General features: G+C 49.1%; 18 protein-coding genes and 4 pseudogenes. 11 read left to right on the top strand and 11 right to left on the bottom strand.

Features of this window, described 5'->3' with window-relative positions:
* The first annotated feature begins 57 nt into the window (after positions 1–57).
* Positions 58–717, top strand: a complete 660-nt coding sequence (locus tag ACA057_RS28210) for a hypothetical protein (protein ID WP_497344101.1) — start codon at positions 58–60, stop codon at positions 715–717.
* Complete coding sequence (locus ACA057_RS28205) at positions 714–1,820, top strand: helix-turn-helix domain-containing protein (RefSeq protein WP_497344099.1); 1,107 nt, start codon at positions 714–716, stop codon at positions 1,818–1,820. Before ACA057_RS28210 ends, ACA057_RS28205 begins: the two co-directional genes overlap by 4 nt.
* A 10-nt stretch (positions 1,821–1,830) precedes the next feature.
* Here ACA057_RS28205 and ACA057_RS28200 read toward each other — a convergent pair whose 3' ends face one another.
* A complete protein-coding gene (locus ACA057_RS28200; RefSeq protein ID WP_497344097.1) occupies positions 1,831–3,489 on the bottom strand; it encodes a hypothetical protein in 1,659 nt (552 codons plus the stop codon).
* Between the two features lie 836 nt (positions 3,490–4,325).
* On the opposite strand from ACA057_RS28200, the gene ACA057_RS28195 reads away from it, so the two are divergent.
* Both ACA057_RS28195 and ACA057_RS28190 read left to right on the top strand, forming a co-directional pair.
* Positions 4,326–4,724 (top strand): hypothetical protein, encoded by a 399-nt coding sequence (locus ACA057_RS28195; protein ID WP_497344095.1) that lies wholly within the window; start codon positions 4,326–4,328, stop codon positions 4,722–4,724.
* 154 nt (positions 4,725–4,878) lie between these two features.
* A complete protein-coding gene (locus tag ACA057_RS28190; protein WP_497344093.1) occupies positions 4,879–5,208 on the top strand; it encodes a hypothetical protein in 330 nt (109 codons plus the stop codon).
* Between the two features lie 99 nt (positions 5,209–5,307).
* On the opposite strand, the gene ACA057_RS28185 is transcribed toward ACA057_RS28190, so the two are convergent.
* Positions 5,308–6,129 (bottom strand): hypothetical protein, encoded by an 822-nt coding sequence (locus ACA057_RS28185; protein WP_497344091.1) that lies wholly within the window; start codon positions 6,127–6,129, stop codon positions 5,308–5,310.
* A 780-nt stretch (positions 6,130–6,909) separates the two neighbouring features.
* Between ACA057_RS28185 and ACA057_RS28180 the strand changes: the two genes are divergently transcribed.
* Positions 6,910–9,543 carry an AAA family ATPase gene (locus ACA057_RS28180; protein ID WP_497344089.1) on the top strand — a complete coding sequence of 878 codons (2,634 nt, stop codon included), beginning with the start codon at positions 6,910–6,912 and terminating at the stop codon, positions 9,541–9,543.
* Positions 9,544–9,910: 367 nt separating this feature from the next.
* On the opposite strand, the pseudogene ACA057_RS28175 reads toward ACA057_RS28180, so the two are convergent.
* Positions 9,911–10,117, bottom strand: a pseudogene (locus ACA057_RS28175) (SOS response-associated peptidase family protein); the annotation flags it as partial.
* Here ACA057_RS28175 and ACA057_RS28170 point away from each other — a divergent pair.
* Positions 10,118–10,291, top strand: a pseudogene (locus ACA057_RS28170) (Y-family DNA polymerase); the annotation flags it as partial.
* A gap of 219 nt (positions 10,292–10,510) precedes the next feature.
* Here ACA057_RS28170 and ACA057_RS28165 read toward each other — a convergent pair.
* Complete coding sequence (locus tag ACA057_RS28165; protein WP_497344087.1) at positions 10,511–10,825, bottom strand: helix-turn-helix domain-containing protein; 315 nt, start codon at positions 10,823–10,825, stop codon at positions 10,511–10,513.
* A 93-nt stretch (positions 10,826–10,918) separates the two neighbouring features.
* Between ACA057_RS28165 and ACA057_RS28160 the strand changes: the two genes are divergently transcribed.
* From ACA057_RS28160 to ACA057_RS28140, 5 genes and pseudogenes are all read left to right on the top strand, one after another.
* Positions 10,919–11,332, top strand: a complete 414-nt coding sequence (locus ACA057_RS28160; protein WP_497344085.1) for a hypothetical protein — start codon at positions 10,919–10,921, stop codon at positions 11,330–11,332.
* Positions 11,325–11,921 carry an antitoxin Xre/MbcA/ParS toxin-binding domain-containing protein gene (locus tag ACA057_RS28155; RefSeq protein WP_497344083.1) on the top strand — a complete coding sequence of 199 codons (597 nt, stop codon included), beginning with the start codon at positions 11,325–11,327 and terminating at the stop codon, positions 11,919–11,921. The genes ACA057_RS28160 and ACA057_RS28155 overlap by 8 nt, the downstream gene beginning before the upstream one ends.
* 5 nt (positions 11,922–11,926) lie before the next feature.
* Entirely contained in the window at positions 11,927–12,424 is a 498-nt protein-coding gene (locus ACA057_RS28150; protein ID WP_497344081.1) for a hypothetical protein, read from the top strand.
* Between the two features lie 62 nt (positions 12,425–12,486).
* Positions 12,487–12,723 (top strand): annotated as a pseudogene (locus ACA057_RS28145) (winged helix DNA-binding protein); the annotation flags it as partial.
* Positions 12,724–12,798: 75 nt separating this feature from the next.
* Positions 12,799–13,302 (top strand): arsinothricin resistance N-acetyltransferase ArsN1 family A, encoded by a 504-nt coding sequence (locus ACA057_RS28140; protein ID WP_497350042.1) that lies wholly within the window; start codon positions 12,799–12,801, stop codon positions 13,300–13,302.
* A 396-nt stretch (positions 13,303–13,698) separates the two neighbouring features.
* Here ACA057_RS28140 and ACA057_RS28135 read toward each other — a convergent pair.
* From ACA057_RS28135 to ACA057_RS28105, 7 genes and pseudogenes are all read right to left on the bottom strand, one after another.
* Positions 13,699–13,995, bottom strand: a pseudogene (locus ACA057_RS28135) (chromate resistance protein ChrB domain-containing protein); the annotation flags it as partial.
* Positions 13,996–14,933: 938 nt separating this feature from the next.
* Entirely contained in the window at positions 14,934–18,167 is a 3,234-nt protein-coding gene (locus tag ACA057_RS28130) for a type I restriction endonuclease subunit R (RefSeq protein ID WP_497344079.1), read from the bottom strand.
* Between the two features lie 3 nt (positions 18,168–18,170).
* Positions 18,171–19,487, bottom strand: coding sequence for a restriction endonuclease subunit S (locus ACA057_RS28125; RefSeq protein ID WP_497344077.1), 1,317 nt, complete (start codon positions 19,485–19,487; stop codon positions 18,171–18,173).
* On the bottom strand, positions 19,477–21,057 hold the full coding sequence (locus tag ACA057_RS28120) for a class I SAM-dependent DNA methyltransferase (protein WP_497344075.1): 1,581 nt from the start codon (positions 21,055–21,057) through the stop codon (positions 19,477–19,479). The genes ACA057_RS28125 and ACA057_RS28120 overlap by 11 nt, the downstream gene beginning before the upstream one ends.
* Positions 21,058–21,710: 653 nt before the next feature.
* Complete coding sequence (locus ACA057_RS28115; RefSeq protein WP_497344073.1) at positions 21,711–22,271, bottom strand: hypothetical protein; 561 nt, start codon at positions 22,269–22,271, stop codon at positions 21,711–21,713.
* Between the two features lie 405 nt (positions 22,272–22,676).
* Positions 22,677–23,192 carry a hypothetical protein gene (locus tag ACA057_RS28110; protein WP_497344071.1) on the bottom strand — a complete coding sequence of 172 codons (516 nt, stop codon included), beginning with the start codon at positions 23,190–23,192 and terminating at the stop codon, positions 22,677–22,679.
* Between the two features lie 117 nt (positions 23,193–23,309).
* Positions 23,310–23,582, bottom strand: coding sequence for a nucleotidyltransferase domain-containing protein (locus ACA057_RS28105; protein ID WP_497344069.1), 273 nt, complete (start codon positions 23,580–23,582; stop codon positions 23,310–23,312).
* Between the last annotated feature and the right edge of the window lie 12 nt (positions 23,583–23,594).

Raw genomic sequence — 23,594 nt, 5'->3', positions numbered from 1 at the left:
CTTTTTTTCAACATCATCTGATGTAGAATAATCGGAAATCCCCAGAGGCACTCCCTCATGCGCAGCGAAGATTTTGCTTTTCAGCACCAAGCACCAGAGCAAGCAATTGAAGAACTGTTTGGCATTTCTGAGAGTGACCTCCGGGCGACGGTCATGGATTGCTACCGTTCTTTCGTAAGCGCAGGACCACTTCACCCAAAGGGTTCAGGAGGCACACTCGCTTGGATTCACGGTATCCGTGCTCTCCGAGCAGTGTTGATTCCGAAGGGCTGGACAGCAGACGATCCTCGTAACCAGCCTCGTGTGGTCTCTCCAGATGGGAAGCATGCCATCACTGTGATTTGTGGTGATGAGAATACTGGTAATCCCCATCGGACACCCCTGACTCGCAATAAGCGAGGCAGCCAGACCACCAATAGTGTCTATTACAACGCACGACAGCAGGATCTTTTCCCTGTGTCACGTGAGGAGTTGCAACGCTTTTCACCCGGAGAGGCTTCGCAGCAGACCTTATGGATCTTGTTATTCCACGTCGATGTCCCCAATCGCACTGTGCACTTTGAGCTTTCACGTCCGATCAACATGGGCGAGAACGAAAAAGTTGACGATTGGGCTCCTCGTTTTATTATGCCGCCGCTGCAACTGGACGAGCCTAATGTTATCCAAGGTCCAACCCCTGGCCCCGATATAGATATCCCCGTGACACCGAGATCATGAACGAATTGAGCGATTTCAATCCCAACCGGCTAATCCTCGCGAGGCAACGCCGGAGCTTTACCAAGAAATTGCTCGCTGAACATGCTGGCCTCAGTAGTAAGCTCATTACCCTGTATGAGACCGGCGCTCAGGATCCGACAGCCGAGAGCTTGGGGTTGCTGTCTCGCGCCCTGAAATTCCCGGTCAACTTTTTCTTAGGCCGGGACATTGATGCCCCTACTGATGAAAACGCCAGTTTCCGGTCATTTTCCCGGATGACCGCAGGGCAGCGAGATGCTGCTCTTGCTGCCGGGGGGATTGCTTATCTGCTGGCAGACTGGATCGATCAGAAATTCAATCTGCCATCTGCTGACATCCCTGATTGTTCGGGTATGGATCCCGAAGCTGCTGCAATGGTGGTCAGGACTGAATGGCTGTTGGGCCAAGCGCCGATAAAAAACCTTGTCCACTTACTGGAGTCGAGGGGCGTGAGGGTTTTCTCACTCGCTGAGGAAACCAATCAGGTAAATGCTTTTTCGTGCTGGCGCCGGGGTACTACTCCGTTCATGTTTCTAAATACACAGAAGTCGAGTGAGGCGAGTAGGTTTGATGCTGCCCATGAGCTGGGGCATCTAGTCCTTCATCGTCATGGGGAGAACAAAGGCAAAGAAGTGGAAGCTGAAGCGAACGCTTTTGCCTCGGCTCTGCTCATGCCGCGAGACAGCATTCTGGCCTATGCACACGGGTGTAGAACCACTGCTGACGTTCTCAAGGCGAAAAAGTTTTGGAACGTCTCGGCGATGGCTTTGACCTATAGATTGCACAAGGTCGGGATACTTACCGAATGGGTTTACCGGGACCTATGTATCGAGTTTTCGGCGATGGGAGCCCGGACATCAGAGATTGACCCCTCTCCGAGGGAAAGCTCCCAGGTGCTCCAAAAGGTCCTCAGCTTCGCTCGGGATGCAGGGAAATCGCTTCAAGGTATTGCGTCGGACTTGAACGTGTCTTCAGTTGACCTGACCCCAATTCTCTTTGGTCTTGCCCCGGTGATCGTCACAGGTAGCCACGCCGGAATACGCACAGCGAAGCGCTCCCCCGACTTACGAGTGGTACGGCAGTGATCTACCCTTGCTACGGATTCATAAAGCCAACGTAGATATCTGGTGTCGGAGGGCTTGAAGGGGGCAGGGGAGCATCTACAGATGGCTTCTTTAAGCGTGCCGCCGCCCTGTCAGTTTTACGCTGCTCGCGCTTCTTCGCTTCTTCAAACTCCTGCATCGGATGTGTCACGAAATGCTGCTGATAGGTCTTTAAAAGACCTGCATCCTTACTAGCGCCTGCTTGGGCAAGTACATAGTCAGCATCTCGAAGCTGGATTTCGTATTTGCTGGTCGTCGCTTGCCTGGCCTTGACCATAGAAAGCGCCTCTTCGGAAAATTTTCCACTAGTCCAAAGCTCGAATCTTTGAGGGATGTACGCCCAGTCAGAGTGTGTCTTAGCAAACCCTCTGATCACGGGAATACGTTTGTCCAGCCACTTCTCGATTTCGCCATCATCGAGTGTGCTGATCGGATGTATTCCTTTGCATTCTATGAAGACGACCTCGTGATTCGTCCTCTGTGCAAGTACATCGATCTCAGCCTCTCCGCCGATTGAGTCTTTGACGATTCTGTTCATCTCTTGGTGATACCCAAGGAGCGTAGATTTCGCGATCTGTGCCACTGCGAACTCGAACAGACTGCCGCGCAATGTTGATGCCGCGCCTTCTATTCGCGACAGGTCGTTGAAGATTTTATCTAATGCATCCGGGTTCTGAGTGAGCTTCGCCGTGTCGGTCAAGACTGTGCAGAGGCTTTTCAATGCCAATGCCACATCCCGACCAAACAAGCTTTCCGTGGTTGCTGGAATAATCCCCTTCTCTTTGAGAAGGCCAAATGCTTCGCTTTCATAGCTTTCTGCGACGAAGATCTGAAGGCACCTACCCACCTTCCGCAAGCTACGCAAAGTGACGCATTTGCTGACGAATGCAGTCATTTGATCAACGGTAACGCGACCGTTTAGGGCGAGGTCGCAAACGAAGAAACCAGGCTTGAGAGTAGAGTTAGCGTACTCTCGCATTGGAAACAGGTATGAGGGACCGGCGAGGTCCCAGTTGAAAGTCCCAACCTTCGGTAGGGCCTCTGAATCCTCATCCTCTCGGGTATCTACCGAATCGTAGCTGACCATCCCTAAATTTCTCGACCAGTCCTTTACTGCCAAAAGGGTAATTTTTTCGGCGATCAGGCGGCTTTTCATTTTTGCCCAAAGCGACGTCAAGTCGAGCATCTGATGATGATCGCACCGCACCACGCAGTCTTCTCCTCCAGGAAGCGTTACCTCTTTCACCAAGGTAGCTTTGATCAGTTTTTCTAGAAGGCTTTCGGCAGAAATATGCTTCTTCTGAGAAACGGGTGCGCCACATGCGATCAGGAAATGAGACTTGGGCATCACGTTGCTTCGCAGCTCTAAAGCTTGTAGCGCAGCAAAGTAGGTGCTCCGTGTCTTCTTGAGGGCTGCCATCAGATGGTCAAAAAAGAATGGAGATCCGTAGTCTTTCTGAAGGTAGAGGAAGCGGGCCCGGTGAGGAAAAACGATGTGGTTGAGCCTGTTCATGCCAGTGCAACCACGCTCGACGCGCTTTCTGGCTGCCTCAGGATTGAGCCCGTGCTGTGATTCAAGCAGCTTGGACAAATCGCTGCTCAGCATTGGGCCATTTCTCTCCAGTAACTCGATGATCGCGCTGTCAGCCATGGTCATTCCTAGAAAATGTCACACAGCGCTATTTATACTCCTTGTAAACAAGGGCTAGGTCCTTCTTTCCGCGCCTGTTGTTGAGTATAGGAAAAATAGGCCTTCTAGAGGATCGCACCGTATTTTTTGAGCGAAATGTCACAATACTCCTTCCGGGCCTACAATTGCTTGCCTGGGCCGCTTCAGCGTAGCTGGTAGGGGCAGGCGGTGATAAATGTAAAAACATCGCATACCGCGAAATGGCCCAGTAGGTTTAATGCCGTTGATCTGATCGCGTGCTCCCGATACGCAATGCCAATACCGATGCAAAACGCTAGACGCAGGTGCTTCGGCTAAGAACGGCTCAGTAATGTCGGTGAATGCCCTGATTGTCTTTCACAAGGCAAGGCCTATGACTACGTTGGACTGTTATGGAGTGCTACCCATCAATGGCGAAATGGAGCTGAAGTGGGGGCGACCGGTATTTCGTCACGGAATCTGGTCATTGTCCTGGATCAGCGCGTTCAGAAACCATTTCGGAGGAGATAGGTCTTCACTGTTGAGTGATGCTCTCAGGGACATCGTTCCAGAACGTTACGATAGCCTCAGAGATGTGACGTAGGCATGATGCGGTTTCCGTTGAGATGGCATATTCACGGTTTGAGATTATTCTAGGTCAACCCTTGTACAGCTTGTCTTCCAGCCGGGGTGGCAGGCCCTGTTGAGGGAGTGGCAGACTCGACTCGCTTGGTGCAGCATTCGCGCCTATACGCTGCTCATCGTGGGGTTTTTATACGTATCACCGCTAACAGCGCGGATTCGTCAAATTGATCTCAGCCATCAGTTGAGGATAAAAAATGGGATGGGAAGCACTTCTGGGATTCATTACAACGATGATTCCGATGCTCGATGCCAAGCGAGCACGCGATCAAGATCACGTTGAGCAGGTTTTGAATGCATTAGGGACTGCATATTTTTCGACGGAAACCTATTTCGCAAACATCGAATCTGGTCGTCCGCCATTGCGTACTGATCAGTTGGCACTAGCGGAAAAATGGGATCATGTCGCAAATATGATCCGACGCTATGATCAAAATTTGGCCAGCCGATTCAGTATCAAAAGCAGGTTTTGGAGCGAGGGCGCTGCTTGGGAAATACGGCAGGTTCAGGAGGCTAATATTGGTCTGGAGAGAATTCGGGCAGACGCCAGGAGCATGCTCATCCTTAAGCAGCACGCCAAACTCGGCAGGCCATGATCTCGGACTGCTGAGAGATATACCGCCTCGGTCGACTTGCCCCGGTCCCCACAGAGGCGTAGTGCTCAGGATAAATTCCTGTGCTGGATACTGCCTCGTTAGAGCTAGCTGGTAGAATTACATTGGTTTAGCGAGCAGGCCTCTGAGACGTAGCATGAACAAAGAATGGACCGAAGAAGAGATGCGCCACGCGTTGTTCGGCAACGTAGAAAAATCTGTGCCGGTGAGTACCCCCAGCGTAGAAGAGGTTCTGCCTGAAATCGTCGTAGCGTCCGGATCAAAGGGGGCGAAAAGGAAGGTGTCGAAAGCCTTCACTCCCAGGCTTAGGGTAACCCTCCGTGTGAGCAATGAGTTCGAAGGTAAGACGTTTGAGATCGTCCATAAGGCCGATACTCTGAGTACCCTGTTGGCAGAGCAGGAAGCCACCAAGGCAGCTAGGAAGAAATTCCGGTATGTGGATGTAGTATCGGTTGAGTCGATGTAAAGCAGATCAAGTTAAAGGGTTGCTCGATCCTCATTGAAGGCTTACGCAGGCGCCTAAAAAACTCCCTTATCAAATAATTTTTAGGATAACACTGGCCGCCTATTTGGCGGCTTCCCGCCTCGCTTTTATTTCAGCGGTTTGTATTGCTAGCTTTCCCTTTATGTCTGCTTGGTAATTGGCAAAAATACTCAGCTGGGCAAACGTAGGAGTTCTTTCAAACTCGAACATGTTGACCAAAACTCTACCCTGGATTTTGAACAGCCCAGCCAGAGGGCGGTGTAGGGCTTTTCCTATAAGAAGCTCGAAGCGTAGGCCAGGCACGTGAAATGTATGCACTATGCCACCAAATTCCTTCCTGGCGGTAGGAAGGCTCATTAGAAAGTCATACCTGCTATTGGAGTTTACGCTGACCATTAGGTGCGTATCAGTGACTTCGCCCTCTTTGAGAAGAAATGACCTGAACATTTCAGAGTATTTTGCACCAAGCGCTCTCCCATAACTTTGATTTTTCTCCCCCCAATTCCACATGTGTGCACGCCAGAAGACACTTATGGCAAAATAAAATAGATCATCTAAATGTTCTATCTCATTGGCATTGTAAGCAGTTATGTGACCCATTGAAGTAACGGGCTTGAGCTTATTTAGACTTTCTCTTAATGCAAAGCCGCTTCTTGTGCTCCAAAGCATTCCTAACTGCCGCTCTCCATTTTTGGAGAACAAGTCTTCGCATTCCTTGCATAAAAGAAACTGAGTGACCTGAGCATCTGACGAAATGGCTGTCCCGGTCGATTGATTAAGGATTACTGGGCTTTGCTGCCCAGCAACTTTCCCCCTAATTTGCTTGTACGCAGATTTTGGCAACAAATGGCTATCAATTAGGTCCCTCTGTTCCCTGCAAAGCCCGCATAACCCAGTTGGCATTTTAACTCTCCAAACAAAACTCACCAAATTTACACACTATAAACTTACCTCCAGTAAGACTGGCGGCTATGAGTGAATGTAGTATGCCATTAACATTGGTTTGGACGATATGATACGTCTGGGGATCGTATGGCTATGACCACATCCGATCAATTTTGTATCCTGCCAGCAGCAGATCCTAGCCTAAACTCCCGCCTGCGTTGCCGTCGCACTCAGAGGAATAGTCGTGCCATGCTTACCGGCCACGCTGACTAAGGCCTCGAAAGCCCTTGGCTGCTTTCCGCGAAGCGGCTTTGTCCTGAGGCACAGAGCAGACATCAGGCCATCGGAGGGAGCAATTTAATAAACCGGTGGGACCTTCACGCCAGAGGCGTGCTCTGCCACCTAGCTCATGGGGCTCGTGGGTTAGCCTCGCGCCTCTGGCTGGCAGCTGCTTACGTGGCGTACGTTTGGGGTCTATCTGGATCTGGAACGATTAATCGGTATTGCACCCTGCAAAGGGCTCGTATATCAACTGAAATGGATTGGCACTACAAGATGGCAACCTGTCAGGCAGGCTGCGACGGGCCTGCCAGAGCCGTGGAATGATGATGACTACGAGCAGTTAACCCCTCGGACAGCTTAAGAAGCGGCAGCAGCTGGATTTTTGGTCGTTGAGGGGCCGGCCTAAAGTCAAGCAGCCCCCAGCTAGGGATCTTCACGGATGTCCTGTGAGGGTGTCATGATGCCACCATCACGGACCTAGCTGGTGTCCTCCGTACTGATGAATGGAATCTAGAAATGACTAATCTGAGTGATGCGCCTTCACCGACTACATCAGAAGCAACAGCACTTTCTTCAGTGCTCCAATGGTCATCCGAAATTCCTGAGTGGCAGAAGGATGCACTACGTAGGATATACCTCAATAAGAACCTGACGCATGATGATATTGCTGAGTTATATAATATTAGCTTGGGGCAGGCAACGGGCGAACCGTTGAGTGTCAATCATCTCAAAGATCCCAATACTGCTGGCTCGATAGTAAATCTCCATCGCCTACATAGCCTTAGCAACGTAAACGCTTTGGCAGAAGGTGAGGTTCTATCATTTGCAAAGAAGGGATTGTCTATAATCTATGGCGATAATGGTGCGGGTAAGTCAGGTTATGCGCGTGTATTGAAACATATATGCCGGTCTCGAAGAGGGCCGCGCGATACTATTTTGACAAACGTGTTTGCACGAAACCAAGCTGGACCATCAGCCTGCATAGACTTTGGTATTGGTCAGCAAAACCAAAAAGCGACGTGGACACTCGGTGGGGGCTCCGATTCAAGACTGTCTGCGGTCAGTGTATTTGACAGCAGTACTGCCCATGTCCATGTTGATGGATCGAACAGCTTGGCATATACCCCGGTGGCTCTGGAAATATTGGCATCACTTGTTGACGCTTGTAAGGCAGTCAGCACTAGATACGACGCGGATATCAGCAATATCAGTGCGCAAAAACCAGCATCACTTCAGGTTCCCATGTGTAAGACATACACGACTGTAGGGAAGCTCGTACACAAGCTGACGCATAAAACTAATAAAGATGAGTTGACAGCTCTTTCGATACTGTCCGACGCAGAAAATGCTCGGCTTGAAACCCTTGCGCGTGAGCTATCTGAGGATCCACAGACGCTTCAGAAGCAGTTGCTTGGGCGTAAGAGGCGAATTGAAAAAGGGCTGAGTACCCTTTCCGATCTCGATGCAGTCATCTCCGAACATCGCTACCTAGTCCTGATGGAAGAGGCCAAGGCTCTCAAGGTTGCAAGGGAGGCCTCAATTCTGGCTTCTACAGAGTTGTTTGCGAATCAGCCTTTGCCCGACGTGGGGTCTGAGGTGTGGCGCGCACTGTGGTCAGCGGCACGAGAGTATTCGGTCGGGCACGCATACCCGCATGCTGATTTCCCAAATATTACTGATGGGGCTCATTGCCCCCTTTGTCACCAGGCGCTTTCAGAAGAGGCGAAGGCACGTTTCAATTCGTTCGAAACGTTCGTGTGCGGAGAAATTGAAAAACGAGAAACCCTTGCTCAAACTGCATATGATCAGTCCATGATGGCTCTTAAAAAAGCTAGGCCTACGATCAGAAAAATTCCTGACAGCGTGTCTTGGTATAGGGATGATCTTGGTCAGAAGGAACTATCTCAGCTGCTGAGAAAAGCCATTGTCCAGGGTGCATGGAGACTTAGGGCAATTATTCGATTGACGGATCCTGATGGTGCCCACCAACTTCCACCCCTGCCTACGATGCCGAAGGAGGCTCTAGAAGGCATTTTGCAGGCTATTGACGATTCCATCCGTACGTTGACCGTTGAAAATGACTCTCCAGAGCGCAAAGCGCTTGTTTCTGAACGAGATGAACTTGCCGATAGGAAATGGTTAGGGCTAGCTATTTCAGACGTGGCTCGCCAGATCGACTTGTTGAAACGTATTGATAAGCTGAAAGAGTCTGCAAAACAAACCACTACCAAAGGCATTACTGTTCTGACTGGTCAACTGGCTCGCTCCCACGTTACTCGGCATCTTGTAACCTGTTTTAGTCAGGAGGTAGAAAAGCTTGGCATATCGTCTTTAGGGATTGAGTTGCGACAGGGTTCAGCGGTGGCGGGAGTGCCGCAATTCAAAATTCACCTGAAGGGTGATACCAAAGAAGCGGCGGGTAAGGTCCTCAGTGAGGGAGAACATCGTTGTGTAGCGCTCGCAGCCTTTTTAGCGGAGCTGGCAACTACCAGTACAAAATCTGCAATAGTTTTCGATGATCCCGTCTCCTCGCTGGACCATGTTCACCGGCAAGCTGTAGCCGCACGCCTCGCAGAAGAATCCATTAACCGCCAAGTGATTGTGTTTACTCACGATGTGGCGTTCCTTCTGTTGCTGGAGGAGTCGTGCAGATTGATCAAGGCCCCAGTTAGTTATCGGCTGATCAGCAGAGGTAGTAGCAGTCCTGGATACTGCCATGACTCTCCCCCAAATGACGTCCTCCCAATTGATCAGGTGCTCTCTTCGATGAGCAGCCATCTTCAGAACGTCTCCATCCATCACGTCAAGGGCAACGCAGCCAAGTGGCGCTCTGAAGTAAATAACTTTGACGTCGAGCTTCGAACAGCTTGGGAACGCGCAGTTGAGGAGGTGGTGAAGCCAGTCCTAAGGCGTTTAGGCCGCAAAGTGGATACCACCGGCCTGATCAAGCTCACTGTACTAACAGATAGCGATCATGCTGAGATGAGGCAAGCGTACGGACGACTTTCGATGCTCCTCCACAATCAACCTGAAGGGCTGAGTGAGAAATTGCCTACACCTGAACAAATTCGAGCGGAGATCGATGCTCTTTCCCAATGGATTAATTCAATCAGGGGACGGCAGGAGTCAGTGACCAAATTGGTGGGGTAAATCAGGCAATCGAAGTTTCCATCATGAAAAGCATCGCGATGCCTGGATGGGCTGGCCGATGCCGTCTGGGGGTTGCGAAATAAAGTACCTTCGCGGATAAAGCCCTTCGCGCGGCGCTGCTTTCGCAGCGGTCGCCACCGCACCTCCAGACGTTTCACGCAGCAGCTTTGGTCTCGCGGTAAGTTTTATGCCCCGCCAAATCGTGAAACCCTTGCTATGGCAGAATGAGCCATTCCACGACCCTCACATGAAATCCTGATGCCGGTATCGACCCATTGCGAACGGTGGTGAGGTAATAGGCAGCAATAGGTACAGCTTCTCGGCTATTTAATCGGGCGCGTGACCCTCGCTGCTGAGACCGGCCCTCTTGATTGCGCACGTTGCCAAGGACCTTCCCAACTGCATACCACCTGAAATCATCAACAGGACGGCGACACCCCCTGGCAAGTTCCTCGGCGCGAAGCTTCGAGGTCTCTGGATCTATCCACTCCCTGGCATGCTCGGGTGCCAAGACCAATGGCTTGCGATCATGGATGTCTACCATCGCTTCGTCACTCGCTGCCGTAATGATGACGACATGAGCGAGCGCGTGATGACGATCATCGACTCGATGGTGCCCGCGCTTGAGGTCTACAGCATCGACGAAGCGTTCGCTGATCTGACTGGTATCCCAGGTGATCTAACCGCATTTGGGCGCAAGATCCGTTCGGCAATCTACAAGTGCACCGGGATCCCGGTTGAGGTGGGTAGACACCTGCTCCTTATCTCCCTCTCAGAGCGACTTCGATGTGTTCCACCAGCTCAGCCAATGAGCCTGGAGTAGAAGCCCCTGTGTGCTCATACGGCGAAGTCGGTCAATGAGAATTACGGTGATCAGTCCGGCTTGTCGTCGAATGCTTCGTTTCTACTGCCAAAAACGAGGGCAATCCGTGAGCGTGCAGCGGTGAAAAGGCTTCAGGTGTGTCTCCTAGCTCACATCCTCATCTTCGTGTTTACCAGGGATCATTTCTACCCTTACATCGCGAACCGCTTTTGCAAGAAGGGCCTCGAAGCTCGTGCTCGGATCCCGATGCAGATAGCACTGGAGCACAAGTGCCAGCGGGGAGATACCCATGATCTCAGCAAGATCGTCTATCACCTTCAGGCTAGGGGAGCGAAGTCCACGCTCCAGTAGGCTGATGTACTCCCTGCTAACCCTCGGTGGGAAGTCGCTCTGGGCCAAATCGGCCTGATGCCGCATATCCCTCAGAGCCAGCGCAAATGCGTCGTTAAGCTCGCGCATGCGGCTACTCCTGAAAAAGGAGTATGTAGCCACATTGAGCTAGCATCCGCAGCGTACTATAGTACGCTGATAATGAATGCTTGGAGAAATAATATGTTCGAAACCCACGCGCAAGCGCGATTGCAGAATCCGCTTTTCGCCTTGGAGGAAGGAACGCATCGTTGGGCCTACATCTCACAGACGGCGAATCATGAGTGGTTTTTTTTGACGCACGAAACGTTCGACGGGGAGGTTTCATCACAGCATCAATTCATGATCCCCGCCGTCCGCCACCTATTGGGTTTGGCCTATAGGGATACACCCGAGGAATTTATTCGAGAGATTCAGCTTGTTTCCCCGCCATGGTTAAACGAGAAAGGCAGGTGGTTGATGGAGCCGATTCGAGCGATCCATTCGGTTGGTGAGCGGTTCTGCTACGAGTTGATGGATGGACAGATTTACCCGTCCGCGCTACTTGGGCATCCCAGGGAAACGTTGTGGTCCAGGGTAGATATGGCAAATGAATAATTTCATCGAAAGGCGCCTCGCTACTAATCACCGAACCCTTATTTTCCAGCGAGACGTCTCCGAGACGGAAGTGTTCGGGTTTGAATGCCTCGACGGTTGGTCGGATCTGATCGAGGGCAGTCTGCTGCTAATCCAGCGATATGCAGAGTTGAGAGCGCTCGACGTAAAAATCTCACAAGTGAAAGAAAAGTTCGGTCAGCTCCGGATATATAAGCGTGGGGGCGACGATAGCGTCGGTATCGCTCTCGAAATCACCGAACTGGTTTCGGGTTGCGTATGCGAGCTGTGCGGCATGCCTGGGGAAGTGATGGGGCTTGAAGGTTGGCTTCTTGCTCGGTGTGATAAACATCGCGGGCCACAACTTGTAGAACAAATTGAGCCCAGGATCGCTGACCAACATTATATTGCCAGCTATGTACGAACTCTGGAGTTGATTGTGTCATTCTTCGGAGCGAGCGCCGTCCATTGGGTGCAACAGCCAAGCATTGCTCTTGCCGGTCGGCGGCCATACGAAATGCTTAATACGAAAGAGGGATGCGAGGCGGTCTACATGCTTCTGAAACGGCTCGAATACGGAATTGGGGTGTAATCATCATGAATTTTATTGCCCATTCAAGAGTAGTGATGGCCGCTCACCCAAATCTCAAAGACCACCTGCGTCGCGAACTGGCGTGGGAGTTTGGTCAAGGGTTAGTCGACTTAAAACACGTGCGGAGTCTTGTGTCATCGCCCCGTTTGATGTCGTTTTGCGTAAGAGCTTTCACACATCCATCGCTTACTAGGGCAGGGGATACGTATTTGGATGCGCGAACGATGTTAGCGGATTCTCCTCTGAAAACGTGTGCGATGTCTCTATGCGAATTTACCCAGTTGGAGAGCCAGCTGGAATTTGTCGATGAATACAGCCTCAGCGATGCTTCATTGATGAAGCTCCAAGTCTGGCCATACGATCCGCAAAGCCTTGATGATTTCGCGATGGCCATGGCGGTGGCACTCAGCTACATGCCTTCCGAGTTGATGCAGGAATCGAGAATTTCACTGGCAATAGATGGGTTGGTCAGTGAATGGGGCTACTACGCTGATGGGTTCTGAAGCCATCCTGACCAGCCACAAACTCTTGCATGCGGTTGGCTGATGGCGCGGCTGCTCACGATGTGTCCCGCGTTGAGGGTGATGAAGATCGGCGTACAGTACGAATACAAGCAACGGATGCTGGACGTGAGCTATACAGGAAAAAGAGCTGACCTTATTGCTGAAGAGCGATGATCGAGAACCTCTCGGCTTAGGCTTGGCAGGGAGCGCTGAACTTGCTCAGGCAGATCGCGCGGGCCACGGAGATTTGCTGCGGACTCGTAAGTGAGTGCTGCCCAGCCGTGAAGAGCAAGGATTGAAAGAAAAAACACTTCCTTTATTAACAGTAATGTTGTTACTACCAACCCATCGGGACTCCAACAATGCTAACGCTAGTGCGATTTCGTTTAGCTGAACGCTTAGACGCTACCAGAATGGCAGCCATCTACAATCAAGGTATCGAGGACCGTAGTTCTACGTTTGAAACGACTCCTATATGCACGGCAGACATGTTTGATCGCATCAACTCAGTAGAACGCTATCCAGTGGTGGTCATGGTTGATGTGGCTAATCAGGTTGCTGGATGGGCTGGCCTCAGTAGCTATGGCGCCGAAGCCCGTTACGACGGCGTTGCAGAGTTTTCCATTTATGTGGATCGCGGTATGCGCGGCTACGGGTTCGGCAAGCAGTTGCTTCAGGCACTGCTGGAAGAAGCCGAAGCTCGCGGATTCTGGAAGGTTCTTTCGCATATTTTTACTTTTAATCACGCCAGTCTTGCACTGTGCGAAGCCTGCGGTTTTCGTCAGGTAGGGGTGTATGAAAAGCACGCTTGCCTAGAAGGGCGCTGGCTTGACTGTACGATTGTCGAGCGCTTGTTTCCGGTCAATCAGCCAGTCTGAAAAAGGAATGGATCTGACCGATTACTGCCTGTCACGAAGGGCTGCAATCGACCCAAGCGGATACTCGCGAATGGGCGAAAACCGGTCGACTCGATTGAAAAGGCAGTATCAGCCGCGAATCAGGATCACCCCTGGGTACTTGCCATTCCAGCTTCTGACAACCGCCAGGGGGGTTGTTGGCCGGCCGGTCGGTCGGGATACCAGATGCGGCATTCACCCGGTGGTGGCAGATGTCCGGCGGGTATGTCGTATCCATGTGGATAGGGATCGTAGCCGTCGTATCTGTATCCCACGCAACCCCCACAGAGCAGCAAGCCGAGATTGACCGTAAGCATGCGAGCGTTGCGAAGACCGGCAATGCACTTCAGGTACATGATGGAGTCAGTTACGGTAGGCTTGCTGCTTTGGCTTACCTGGGAAGTAATCGATGTTGGAAAGCTGATCGTTGATTTTGCGCAGCTTGCGTATCTGTTTGGTGGCGGCCAATGCGTTTTCAGGATTGAGTTGCCCGCGACATTCTTCGATCTCTACGCATAGCTTGGTGTAGTCATCGCTACGGTCGAACAACTCGATAAAACGCTCACCGTTCGGATCTATGACAGGCAGGGTAAATGCGGTGCCATTGATTGCCAGGATGTCGCGCTCGACAGAGGCGAGAGCTTCACGACAGTCGTCGGTATCAGGCAACAGATAGTGAATTGATGCCGGAGTCTAGAGTTTCACTGGTTTTGGATAGGTTGCTCGGCGAATGGGGCTACTACACCGATGAGTTCTGAACCACTCCCGGAGGCAGCGCTGCATCCGCCCCGATGTTGTCAGGCGCCTTGAGCCGTTACTGATTCAAAAATCGAATTTGCGAGTGGAAGAAGGCCGCCGAAATGAGAATAGGAAAATCATCAGGGTTTCGACCGTTGAAGCCATTGCGGTGGCCACGCACTATTCCGATTCGTACCAGTCAGAGATTCGGTGTTGGATCGGCATCACCAATCAGGCTCAAGTTCGGTAGTTAGGTGTACACCCATTATCTTGGCCTTGCGATATCGAAGTGGCTCTGCGTTGATCTCCAACGAGACAAGCCGGTTGGCGATGCTGAACAAGCTTTCCAAGCTCTCATTATTAACAGCGATATAGGCTACCAGTCGCTTTCTGACTATTTGCATAGATCCGATGCAGTGGGGGGCGACTTTACCAAATCTTAGCAATGGGTCAGCGTATATGTTGCATTCGAGGGTGGGGTATTTGAAAGCTTCGGGATATCGCACGGAGCCGAAAAGCTTGAGTGTAGTATGCTCTGAGTAGTAATTGCCGATTGGTCTCGGTTCTATTGGGGAGGCCAAGCTAAACGACCATGACATATCCCAGCCCCAGATCCTCGCCTGCAAAATCAATCGCTCAATGGCAGTTCTCTTATGACCCGTCATGAAAAAATCCTCGCGTTTTTTTTCACTAGAATCTTAGCTGATATGGCGGATGGCGCTGAGGTCATTCCGTGGTCATTGGTAAATTTAACGTGTAGATAGTTACAAAAAGTTTAGTCAAACCGACCAACAACCACTGCCCCGCGAACAGGGACTAGCCCACTGTTCGTTAGACGGTTTGACGCTGCAAGGAGGCATACGCCGTCATAGGCGTTAAGCTACCTGGTACCTCTTGAAATTCTCTGCTTGTTCAAAGATTTCTTTATAAACCTCATCACGGTCAACAGGCGGGTAACCGTATTTTGCTAGGGCCAAAATTAGGTCTACTTTTAGCTCCGCCTTGATATCATCCCGTTGGCTCCAGTCAGTGTATTTGGCTTTGTCCTCAACTAATTCTTTGACGGCTTTCGCCAGCTCCAACAGCTTGTCTTCTGGATAGCTGAAATCGTATTTGCGAGTGAGCTGCATCAGAATGTCAAAGAATGCTTTTTCAGCCAAGTCGATGCCTAGGTCTGTGAAGGACTCTTTCTCCTTTTTTAAGGCTTGAATAAGGTCGATTATTTCGTTGGAGAAATCTTCCAATACACTGCTAACAAGCACGTCATCTTCCTTGCGCTCATTATAGTGTTCAACCAACTTTCGAAATTTCTCGGCAAAATCTACTCCCTTGATCTTGTTGATTTTTTTGAAGTCTTCAATAGCTTTGGCTAGAAGCTGTTGTAAAAGTTTTATCTTGGTATTGGGGAGTTTGATTTTGTCAATTTTGGCTAAATAATCGTCGTCAAAGATGTTTATTTCGCCGGAACCGTCTTTGCCAAGTTTGAAGATTTCTTCTACTCCATCAGATTGAAGTGCTTCGGCGATCATCTGCCTAACCTGCGCATTCATCTGGGCAGTATCGGGTGCGTTACCTTTGGTGAGCTTAAAGACAATAGAACGAATTGCCTGATAGAAATGGATGCGATCACGTTCGTCTGTAGAAATGCTCTCTGATCCGCAACAAATATCATAGGCTGCCTTCAGGCGCTTTACCAAAGCCATAAAGCGTTTTTCTATTTTGTTGGTCAGTTGTATATATTCGGCTGCTTTGTTGAGGCATGCCAATTGTTCCAAAGGGTCACCTATAAAATAGGGCTTGGAATCAAACTGATGAAACATCATGTCAAGTAAATTGAGTTGGTCTTTTACAGCGATTACGGATTGATTGATGTTCTCGATGTTATATTCGTCAGTCTTGTTATAGTGTGCCAGTGCCAAGTTCATCTGCTTTTTAATGCCGATGTAATCAACTACAAGTCCTTTGTCTTTGCCTTCATATTTCCGATTTACCCGTGAAATGGTTTGGATTAAATTATGGCGTTGAATAGGCTTGTCGATATAAATTGTGTCTAGGAATGGTACGTCAAAGCCCGTAAGCCACATATCCACGACGATAGCGATCTTAAAGTTGGATTTAGAGTTTTTAAATTGTCTATCCAACTCCTTGCGGTATTCCTGGGTGCCAAGCATATCATAGAGCGATTGTTCATCATCTTTTCCGCGAGTCATTATCATTTTGATCCGCGCGATGGGTTTTATCTCTTTCTGCTCTTGCTCGGTTAGTTCGGTATCTTCTTCAGCTACCAGCATCTCATTCCATTGCGGACGCAGCGCGATCACTTGTTGCCAAAAGGCGTAAGCTATCTCACGGCTGCTGCACACAAACATTGCCTTGCCGTTGAGCGTTGCGCCTTCGTCAACACGCTTTTCATAATGTTCAACAAAGTCCTTTGCCAGCGCTTTGAGGCGCCCAGGGTCTCCAAGGATCGCATGCATTTTGGCGCTTGCCTTCTTGCTTTCCTCTATCTGGTAATCGCTCGCGCCCTGTTCAGCACAGGCAGCGTAATATTTCTCAATTTCTTTGAGCTTGTCGTTATCTAGGATTACTTTAGCGGCACGGCCTTCGTAAACGATGCGTACTGTAATTTCATCTTTGACCGACTCGGTCATGGTGTAGCTGTCGATCACCTTCCCGAACACATCCAATGTTGCGTCAATGGGAGTGCCGGTGAAGCCCACGTAAGTAGCGTTAGGAAGTGAGTCATGTAAGTACTTGGCAAAGCCATAGGTGCGTTTGACGCCACTTTCTGTCAAACGAACTTTTTGGTCGAGATTGACCTGACTGCGATGAGCTTCATCAGAGATACAAATTACATTGCTCCGTTCGGTTAATAACTCAGTATCTTCTGTGAATTTGTGTATGGTCGTTAAAAATACACCACCGCTGCTGCGACCTTTGAGAAGTTCACGCAGCTGAGCACGACTCTCCACGCTTACAACCGTATTATCTCCAATATAGTTTTTGGCATTAGTAAACTGGACGGATAGCTGATCATCCAAATCGGTGCGGTCAGTGATCAGAACGATTGTAGGACTAGATAAATCAACGCTTTTCATCAATAGTCGCGACAGAAAGAGCATGGTAAAACTCTTTCCGCAGCCGGTGGCGCCAAAGTAGGTGCCACCCTTGCCGTCGCCTTCCGGCTTACGGTGTTCCAGTATGTTCCGGTATAATCGTTTGGCCGCGTAGAACTGAGGGTAGCGGCACACAATCTTGGCCCCAGCCTTGGATACATCAGGAAAATAAATGAAGTGCCGGACCACCTCGCGAAGGCGGTCCTTGTCGAACAAACCTTCAATCATTGTATGCAAGGCGTTAATGCCGTCGTGCTCGATTACTTCGCTGCCTGTTACCTTGCGCCAGGTGTAGAAAAATTCATAAGGGGCAAAAAGTGACCCCATGCGCGAATTTACGCCATCACTGATAACACATAGAGCGTTGTACTTCATCAGATTAGGAATATCGCGTACATAGCGGGTGGTCACCTGCTGATAAGCATCATATAGTGTAGCGTCTTCACGGATCGCGCTTTTGAACTCAAACACCACCAAGGGTAAACCGTTGATGTAGAGGATGGCATCGGGGATGCGTTTTTCTTTGCCTTCAATCTCTAGCTGATTGACTAGTCGATATATATTGCTGTCGTGATGGCTGTGCTCTTGCTCAGTGGTGAGCGCTCCTTCTTCCTCTCCGGTAGGAATGTATTGCGGCGGTGTTTCGACATAATCTATGAGCTGAATATACAAGTCTTTCTGACTGAGTAGATTGCCATCGGCTGGTTCACGTTTGAGCAAAAAGCCGTCGGCTACCATTTTATGGATGGTCTTGTTGCTGTCGTAAAGATCTGCCGATGGCAACTTATCTAGTCGTTGGATTACCGCCGCTATTTCGCCTTGGGTAATGCCGTCCTTGGCATAACGCTTGGATAAAAAAGCGATTAGGTCTTCTAGAAGCAATACTTCGTTGGGGGCGCGGGAAATGCTGCCACCACAATGGTGAGGAAATCCTTGCTTTCGTAGCAGAGCAATAATTGCTTGTTCAAGCTTCTCTTCCGTGAATTTACTCATTTTCTACATTGCCTCAGACAATTGAAATTCGGCCTCTGGAATACAAATTTGGCCGGAAAGAAGTTTAGGGAGAAGACTGTCTCGCAGCATGGCGAGTGTTATATTTTGTCTCTCTAATTTTTCTTGTCGCTCATAAAGGCCGCGTACAAATTTCCCAAATTCAAAAGTAAGTTCGATGTCTGGGGTTATGATTGGCTTAATAATTAGCTCCATCCAGTGCCTTCGATACTCTTCAAATGACTGTTTGTCTTTGAATGCGTGAAATGTCCAGTATCCATCATAAGCTTTTGCACGAAGGGCAATTACATTTTCTGAAATGGAGAATGGTTCGGTAGATAACCGAGAGACACATGTATGATCGCCGAAAATAAATGCAGGCGATGTTTTGTCGGCTTTTACATCGGGAGCGCAATTGTGAAAGCCTAAAAGAATGTCTGCCCCTTGCTCAAAGACTGGTACCGTCCCCGAGATAGAAACGTCATGTTTTTTATATCTGCGCTTTACTTTCAGGCGCTCAAGAATTTCTTCTATGGGGCAAACATTCCATCCCTTTGGTATCCAGCCCATTTCTTCATGCAACTCAAAATTGCTAGGGAACAGTTTCTGAATCCCGGAAGGGAGTGGCTTACGCTGCTTGCCAAGCATCGCACGGCGCTGTGCTTTGATGTGCAATTCCTCAGGAATAGGATTGCTTGAAGCCAAAGCGTTGTCGATTACGGGGTCAAAGTCGACAAACCAACTTTTGAACAATGCCTGTGATATGCCTTCTAATGTTTTATTAATCTTATTGTTTAGTGCTATTTTGTCATCGAGCGTTTTCAATATCCTACCAATAGCTTTCTGCTCTGCTTCTGGTGGAGTGCTTATTGTAAGTCTGCTAATCATTTCATTGTTAAGACTTGCTCGTGTCGACATTGTCGAAAAGGCGAGCATTTCTTTGCGAAATTTTGGACTGCGCAGATAATATCCAATGTATTCCGGAATTAACGTATTCGACTCTTTGGGGCGCAGCCGTTTAGTGAAGCCATTAAATGTGGCCTTATCGTAGTCCTTCAGCGCGACACTGCTCATTCCAAGCTCGTTCATTGTCTCGCTGGTTCTGGTTAAAAAAACGTCGCCACGCATAATGGAGCAGCTTTCCTGTTCTCGATCACTTGATTCGACTAATTGTGAAAGATGCTCTGGTATGAAAACATTCTTGAATACGTCTTTAAAGGAGAGGAATGGATGACCCTTACCAAAGTACTCGGCTGCCTTTGAAAGACCGGAACTGATTTCGTACAAATCAGTAAGCTTGGCTTCGTTCCACTCACTCGCCATAGCCTAACGCCTCCAGATTTTGTTTGATCGCCAGATCCATTGTTTCCGAATCAGCCATTTGCTGGTACAGCGTTTCAGTCAATTCGCGGATCTTGGTTTCAAAAACTTTTCCATCGTCTTCCATATCCTCTGCCCCCACATACCGTCCTGGGCTCAGTACATATTCGTTTGCTTTAATTTCTTCCAGTGTTGCCGATTTACAAAATCCTGCGACATCGGCGTATTCGCCATCTTTGGCTTCACCCCTCCAAGCATGGTAAGTGCGAGTGATGGTCGCAATGTCAACAGTTGTGAGTTCTTTATGTGTTTTATCAATCATGCTGCCGACATTGCGAGCATCGATAAATAATGTTTCGCCTTGGCGGTCGCGAAATTGTTTTCGTTCATCATTGAACTGCTGAGATTTTTTATTTTTACTGATAAACCACAGGCATACTGGTATCTGTGTGGTGTAAAACAGTTGGCCGGGCAAGGCAATCATGCAGTCTACTAAGTCGTTTTCAATTATAGCTTTGCGAATGTCGAACTCGCCTTTGGTATTGGTACTCATAGAGCCGTTGGCAAGCACAAAACCAGCCACACCATTCTCTGAAAGCTTGCTGATCATATGCAAGATCCAGGCATAGTTGGCGTTTCCGCTAGGCGGCACTTCGTAACCGGACCATCGAGGGTCTCTAATGAGTTCATTTGAACCCCGCCACTCTTTTAAATTAAATGGCGGATTTGCCATGATGAAGTCGGCTTTTAAGTCGGGGTGTTGATCTTTAAAGAAAGTATCCGCCGGCACGTCACCTAAATTTGCGGCAATACCACGGATTGCCAAGTTCATTTTGGCCAATTTGTAGGTTGTACTGGTTTGCTCCTGCCCATAGATGGAGACATTTTTCTGATTGCCGTGATGGCTTTCGACAAATTTTATAGATTGCACGAACATGCCACCGCTACCGCAGCAGGGGTCATAGATTTTGCCCTGATAGGGTTCAATCATCTCGGCAATTAGGTTCACTACGCATTTTGGCGTGTAGAATTCACCGCCACCTTTTCCCTCAGTTGCGGCAAAGTGTCCTAGAAAGTATTCGTACACCCGACCAACCGTATCGTTTTCTTTATCACTAACGGTATCAATATTATTAATATAATCGATCAGCGCGGAGAGCTTGCTAACATCCAGCCCAAGGCGAGAGAAATAGTTGTCAGGTAATGCCCCGCGCAGCGCTTTGTTACTTTTTTCGATCGTGTGAAGCGCCGTGTCAATCTTTACTGCGATGTCGTCCTGCTTGGCGTTTTTGGAAATGAACCCCCAACGTGATTCAGTCGGGAGGTAGAAAACGTTTTTCATGGTGTAAAAATCCACCATGTCTACATAGTCACTCTGCCCAGCGTTAACTAGCTCTTGTTTGCGGGCGTCAAATTTGTCGCTAATGAATTTAAGGAAGATTAGAGATAGCACAACGTGCTTGTATTCGGACGATTCCACCGTGCCGCGCAGCTTATCGGCAGCATCCCAGAGGGTTTGCTCGAAGGACTTAACAGATTTATTACTTTTCTTGCCAGCTGGCTGCTTTGCCATTACGCAGTATTCCTTTTTTCATGGGCCGTGCGCCTGGAGAAATTGAGATAGGTTAGAAAACTCAATCGTGCCAAGCAGACGTGCTAGATGGAGCGATTCTGCCGGAATCGGCACGACCTGTCCTCTCACTATCGCTAATACTTTTGGTAAAAAAGTGAGCTGTCCCATTCATAAAGCCCGCTGTTGAGATCGCGCAACGTCGATGTTTTGAGTGCGGGGGCACGCTTGGAACGCCGGAACCACGCGCTCGTCAGAACGAATTTCTTGATTTTGGGTATTACCTTGGCCGGCTTTGTCGGGACAAGGTGTGTCCTCCGATGAGCGGCGTAGTGGAAATCTCCTGTGACCTTGCAGGTGAGGTCTGGGAGTCGATGGATGGACGAGGTTGGAAACAAGCCTAGAATCCGCTGGGTACGAAATTGATTGGAATAAAGTAATGCGTGGTTGAGCAGCTTCCTATTTTAGGGGGGGCAATAGATTAGCGCCAAGGCACAGAATGGCCCATGACCACCGGCTTTGACCTCACAGACCCAGAGCGCTGATTTGCATCGCGGGGAGATCGAATGGGCCGTTCGGTGAGCATTAATGTGTAGGAAGATAAGGACTATGGCTTGGAATATACATCTTTAGTATCAGCGCATAATAATCTCATTTTAATCAAATTCTATAGATGTTGTAATTAGGTGAAATCCATCGCCTTTTATATGGTATTTTTCACGATGCATATCAAAAAATAAATTTCGAGTGCCAATTTTACAATTAAGGAATTCATTTCCTAATAGGTCTCCTAGTTGATGCATTTTTTTGGACTGCATGATTGACGATTTGCTGCCCCCGGTTGCTATCACATCCTTGGCCATGCAGGCGCTGTAGCCACGGTCACTGAAATTGATAATTATGCCGCCTGGGGTATGTCGTTCCATGTCAGAAGCTTGATCTGCAAGTTTTGATAGTGTTCCGTTCCAATTCTTCTTTGACTGAAATGGTAATCCTTTTGCCATCATCAGTCTTCCAGCATGATCTAATATCTCAATTTGGAATATTCCATCGGAGCCGTATGTTTTTTCAGGCGCGTTTTTTCCTCGGCCACGAAGCTTGCTATGGCTAATATTTACAGAAATCTCCCCGTCGGATAATCTAAAAATCTCTTTTCTTGGCATCGCCAGAGATTGACCAAGCGCTCCAGTCAAGCAGTCCTCGTCAGCAGAGTTCATGTCATAAGTTGACTCCGCATTTGAAACTGCGGTTATATACCTGTTCCGCAAGGAGTCAAAGACGTCATCTGGTAGCATATCAAGTGTAAACAATGGTTCGCTGTCCTAGTCGTGGTCATGTTAATGCATAGATGGAAGTGAGTGTGTATTTTCAGATTATGCAAGAATGGAATTCGATTGCCAAGAGGAGGGGCAGAACTAATTTTTTGAGCTAGGACTAATTTGTGCTATTTCGATATTGGTTATCTTAAGTTTGAAGTCGGGTTGTTAATAACATAAGTTGGTTTTCTATTCAGCAAGCTGGCAACCTTCGGCGGAGCCGGATCTTAGGGGAGATGGCAGAGCAATTCCGTTTCGCGCCCATTGCATGGCAAGATCGTTGAGTTGGTTAACTAGATTGACTGATTATTCATTCAGGGCGCTATGCCACTGTGAAAGTATTTGAGCCGTTTTCGCTTCAATTACTTCCGATGGGATGCCTTTGCTAATGACAAACTTTTGCGATTGCTCCGAAATTTCCTTTAGTAATCGCCCTGCTTCATCTGTGATTGCCTCCAGGCGAGCTTGAAGGCGGGCGAACGACAAATCATCAATTAGCGCTTTGCTGCTGTCCGTCCGAGAGCTATGTACTAGCCAATTTCTTTCCTTCAGCAACGCTTGAAATCTTGCTAATAAAGTGACAGGAAGTTTTTCGGTTTTAGCCAGTTGCGTTAAGCTCCCACCGAAGGTCTTCCGCTGAGCATTTTCTACTAGAGCGTCGCTTTTTTCCTCACCCATCCCTGGCTCGGCCTGCTCTACAAGCACAAAAAACTGGGCAGTAGAGCCTTCTAGGATTTGCAGTTGCCATAGCGCGAGGCCAACTGCTTGAGTAAGTGTCCCTAGTCTTTCGGCTTTGGCATACCTGTCATTTACCGCAGTCATTGATATTTCCATCCTTTCGATTATTTTTTGGTGGAGCGACATATTCTGCGATCAGTCCCACAACCGGCGGCCGATCGACCGCTGGCCACATTCCGCGAGGCGGGTTCTCGCCTAGGATCAATCAGTGCTTCGAGACGAGGGGTACGCGAAAATAACGTGGCTTTTTTGTACTCTGACCGCGTCCACCTCAGCAGCTTCGTCGTAGGTCATGAGCGCCAAATCAAGAGGTAGGAAAAAGGCATCAGGATCAATACTGCGCCGAAGCGCATCTGCTTGCTCGTCGTCCTTGCATAAAATCATCAGATCAATGTCTGAGGCACTCGCCTCGTTTCGATCTGTTGAACCAAAAAGGTGCCACTGTGTGCCGTCGGCAATCTGTCCCAGCGCCACGGCACACGCATG

This window comes from Pseudomonas sp. LBUM1661 (assembly GCF_059695925.1).
This window is presented reverse-complemented; position numbering and strand designations above follow the sequence as displayed.

Coding starts and splice junctions, on each gene's coding strand:
- ACA057_RS28200 (WP_497344097.1), bottom strand. CDS start 3,489: ATGGCTGACAGCGCGATCATCGAGTTACTGGAGAGAAATGGCCCAATG.
- ACA057_RS28165 (WP_497344087.1), bottom strand. CDS start 10,825: ATGCGCGAGCTTAACGACGCATTTGCGCTGGCTCTGAGGGATATGCGG.
- ACA057_RS28205 (WP_497344099.1), top strand. CDS start 714: ATGAACGAATTGAGCGATTTCAATCCCAACCGGCTAATCCTCGCGAGG.
- ACA057_RS28130 (WP_497344079.1), bottom strand. CDS start 18,167: ATGAGTAAATTCACGGAAGAGAAGCTTGAACAAGCAATTATTGCTCTG.
- ACA057_RS28190 (WP_497344093.1), top strand. CDS start 4,879: ATGAACAAAGAATGGACCGAAGAAGAGATGCGCCACGCGTTGTTCGGC.
- ACA057_RS28195 (WP_497344095.1), top strand. CDS start 4,326: ATGGGATGGGAAGCACTTCTGGGATTCATTACAACGATGATTCCGATG.
- ACA057_RS28155 (WP_497344083.1), top strand. CDS start 11,325: ATGAATAATTTCATCGAAAGGCGCCTCGCTACTAATCACCGAACCCTT.
- ACA057_RS28120 (WP_497344075.1), bottom strand. CDS start 21,057: ATGGCAAAGCAGCCAGCTGGCAAGAAAAGTAATAAATCTGTTAAGTCC.
- ACA057_RS28150 (WP_497344081.1), top strand. CDS start 11,927: ATGAATTTTATTGCCCATTCAAGAGTAGTGATGGCCGCTCACCCAAAT.
- ACA057_RS28115 (WP_497344073.1), bottom strand. CDS start 22,271: ATGAACTCTGCTGACGAGGACTGCTTGACTGGAGCGCTTGGTCAATCT.
- ACA057_RS28210 (WP_497344101.1), top strand. CDS start 58: ATGCGCAGCGAAGATTTTGCTTTTCAGCACCAAGCACCAGAGCAAGCA.
- ACA057_RS28185 (WP_497344091.1), bottom strand. CDS start 6,129: ATGCCAACTGGGTTATGCGGGCTTTGCAGGGAACAGAGGGACCTAATT.
- ACA057_RS28180 (WP_497344089.1), top strand. CDS start 6,910: ATGACTAATCTGAGTGATGCGCCTTCACCGACTACATCAGAAGCAACA.
- ACA057_RS28125 (WP_497344077.1), bottom strand. CDS start 19,487: ATGGCGAGTGAGTGGAACGAAGCCAAGCTTACTGATTTGTACGAAATC.
- ACA057_RS28160 (WP_497344085.1), top strand. CDS start 10,919: ATGTTCGAAACCCACGCGCAAGCGCGATTGCAGAATCCGCTTTTCGCC.
- ACA057_RS28110 (WP_497344071.1), bottom strand. CDS start 23,192: ATGACTGCGGTAAATGACAGGTATGCCAAAGCCGAAAGACTAGGGACA.